Origin of the sequence: Arthrobacter sp. GMC3 (assembly GCF_002929305.1) — a bacterium.
In the GTDB taxonomy this organism is placed as follows: domain Bacteria; phylum Actinomycetota; class Actinomycetes; order Actinomycetales; family Micrococcaceae; genus Specibacter.
Window position 1 is genome coordinate 17,309 of the sequence record NZ_PJIO01000004.1, and the last position, 2,554, is coordinate 19,862.

The window sequence follows — 2,554 nt, forward strand, 5'->3', positions numbered from 1 at the left end:
GTACGTCCCTGGTTGATTCTGCCGATGGTGACCGGGTCCTGAGCTGGAATGGGGGTACCGTGATCGATACCATCGCCTATCAGAACCTGGTACCAGGTGGTAAGTACACGGTATCCGGTGAGCTTATGAACAAAGCTGATGGCACCGCTACGGGGATCACTGGCAGCACGACCTTCACACCAACAGAGGCCAACGGATCAACTGCCGTAGCGTTCACCATTCCCGAAGGATACGCCGGAGCGGTTTTGGTCGCCTACGAGAAACTCTTTGACGGCACCGAAACCACCGGCGAACCGCTTGCTGTTCACATGGACATCAACGACGCAGCCCAGACAGTCACGCTAGAGAAGGCCCCGGCCGTGTCGAAGCCGGTTATTAGTACGTCCCTGGTTGATTCTGCCGATGGTGACCGGGTCCTGAGCTGGAATGGGGGTACCGTGATCGATACCATCGCCTATCAGAACCTGGTACCAGGTGGTAAGTACACGGTATCCGGTGAGCTTATGAACAAAGCTGATGGCACCGCTACGGGGATCACTGGCAGCACGACCTTCACACCAACAGAGGCCAACGGATCAACTGCCGTAGCGTTCACCATTCCCGAAGGATACGCCGGAGCGGTTTTGGTCGCCTACGAGAAACTCTTTGACGGCACCGAAACCACCGGCGAACCGCTTGCTGTTCACATGGACATCAACGACGCAGCCCAGACAGTCACGCTAGAGAAGGCCCCCGCCGCTACCCCGATCGAGTCGAAACACGAAATGCTGGCGGTAACCGGCGGGACGATCCCAAGCTACGTTATCGGTATGGCCAGCCTGCTGCTCCTTCTTGGCGTCGCGGTACGACTGGCACCACGAACACGTCGCGAGCTCTAGTCTGCGAGACGGCCTAGAGGACAGATTCGCTAGCCATCCCGAGTGGCGGCCCCGGAGGTACAGGGTCTGAGGTCCGCCACTCATGTGACCAATGGTCTGTCGCAGAAACCAAGAGAGACTGCTCCGTTTTTGATGACTCGAGGCTTAGTTCTTCTAGGCGACAGTGAGGCCAGCATCCATTGCCTTAAGTCGAACGATGGATCTTGCGACCCGTTGAGAATAGACGTCTCCGGCCACCCAATTCCATAGATTTCCACCATCGCGTCAAGGACCGTCTCCGAGAAATTCAAGAGTCGAGTCATGCCGGAGGAGGCTCGTGCGAGGTTTTTGTGCCTTGCTTTGTAGCCTGCGCTGGATACGCAGAAACCAAACCCAAAAAATACTATGTGGGCATCTGCCTGCTCAAGGAGAAGTAAGTTTTGCGACCATCGAAACAGGCTGTCGGCGGCAGCTATCTGAAAAAAGCCGGGGGTGCAGTGTTGACCGCTGCGCTGGTCATCGGCGCCTCAATCACTATCCCGCAGCCTGCTTTTGCAGCTGATGCTTTCCCAGACACAGGGATGTACGCCACTTAGAGGGATACCTCCAACATCGTCTCGGTTGACCCCGCCACGGGCACGACTTCACTTGTTTTGACAGTGCCAGGTGGAGCGACAGGGCTAAACCAAATTGGCCTCACCAAAGACGGTAACAAGCTCCTGCTGACCAACGGGACGAGCGTCTTTGAGTACACGGCGTCGACGGAGACCTGGGAGACCACAGCCAGGACCACCCCCACTGTTCCCAACACGATGGGTGGAGTTAATCCCACCAACGGCGTCTTCTACTTCGGCGGGCAAGTTCCCGGAGGAGGCAATAATTTCGTATTCAAAACATTCGACCCAGCAACGAACACGCTTGCAACGACAACAATCCCCGTCATAGCGGACGCCCCTCCGGGTGGCAATGGTGACCTCGCGTTCGACAGCCTCGGGAACATGTACTTCGTTGCCAGCAGCGCCGCGGCAGGTCAGATCTACCGTGTGGACGCCGCTCAACTCACCCCGGGTGGAGGAACAGCTGTCAAAGTCGGGCCCCAGTTTGCTACCGGTGTAGCACTGAACTCCATGGCCTTTGCCAAGGACGGTTTCCTCTATGTCGCCGGCGGCGGAGCCAACGGCTTCCTGAGGGTCAACCCGGTCACGGGCCAAGTCCTTGAGAGAAGAACTCTTGACGTAGACATCACCGACCTCGGCTCTCGATCACTGCCTTTCACCGGCTCCGTTCAGGTGGACCTACCCGGTGGACGAGTCAATGACACCGACCAGTTCACGGTCACCATCGGCGGAGGTGGTATCAGTACCGGCAACACAGGCACGACGACCGGCAATGATGTTTCGGAGGCTGTGGGTCCGTTGCTCATTCTTCCTGGTGAGACTTACACCGTCGAACAAACCCCTGCCGGGACTACCAATCCTGCCCTCTATGAGACTTCATGGAAGTGCGTCGATCCGGCCACAGGAGCAGTCATTGCCTCCGGCCCCGGCGCATCAGGAGCATTCACCATTCCCGCTGGCGTGCAAAACGTCAAATGCAGCTTCACCCCGACTCCTTACGCACTTCCGGGTGCTGTGGCGGATGAGTCGTTGAATAATGTTCAGGGTTCTGCTGTGAAGGTTCCGGTGTTGGGTAATGAC

General features: G+C 57.4%; 2 protein-coding genes. Both read left to right on the top strand.

Features of this window, described 5'->3' with window-relative positions; genetic code table 11:
• Positions 1 to 878: VaFE repeat-containing surface-anchored protein (locus CXQ94_RS22560; RefSeq protein WP_181034136.1), on the top strand; the 878-nt coding region annotated here is incomplete at its 5' end.
• Between the two features lie 638 nt (positions 879 to 1,516).
• The coding region (locus tag CXQ94_RS22565) for a hypothetical protein (RefSeq protein ID WP_219817009.1) at positions 1,517 to 2,554 on the top strand (1,038 nt) is incomplete at its 3' end.